This window comes from Streptomyces cahuitamycinicus (assembly GCF_002891435.1).
Taxonomy (GTDB): Bacteria; Actinomycetota; Actinomycetes; order Streptomycetales; family Streptomycetaceae; genus Streptomyces; species Streptomyces cahuitamycinicus.
Genome location: NZ_POUC01000970.1, coordinates 1 through 468, shown reverse-complemented (window position 1 = coordinate 468; position 468 = coordinate 1). Strand labels below are relative to the sequence as shown.

General features: G+C 64.5%; 1 protein-coding gene. It reads left to right on the top strand.

Going from position 1 to position 468, the window contains the following annotated elements; translation table 11 throughout:
• Positions 1-12 precede the first annotated feature (12 nt).
• A partial coding sequence (locus C1J00_RS48700; protein ID WP_219728425.1) for a glutamate ligase domain-containing protein occupies positions 13-468 on the top strand: 456 nt, incomplete at its 3' end.

The following is a 468-nucleotide window of genomic DNA, read 5'->3' as shown; positions in this document are numbered from 1 at the left end:
ATCGGATTCCAGGTGGAAAACGCGATGTCGTCGATTGCGGCGGCATGGGCGCTTGGCATCGACTGGACGGTGATCCGCCGCGGGCTGGCGACGTTTGTGAACGACGCCGCCACCGCGCCGGGGCGCTTCAACCTGTTCGACTACAAGGGCGCCACGCTCATCGCCGACTACGGCCATAACCCGGATGCCATCCAGGCACTGTGTAACGCGGTAGCCACCATGCCGGCGCAGCGGCGCATGGTGGTGATCAGCGGGGCTGGCGACCGCCGCGACGAAGATATCCGCAAGCAGACGCAGATTCTTGGCGGTGTGTTTGACGACGTCGTGCTGTATGAAGATCAATGCCAGCGCGGGCGCGCCGACGGTGAAGTGCTTGCGCTGCTGCGTGAAGGGTTGCAGGGTGCGTCGCGCACGAGCCGTGTTGAAGAAATCCGCGGGGAATTCCTGGCGATCGATACGGCGCTGGGG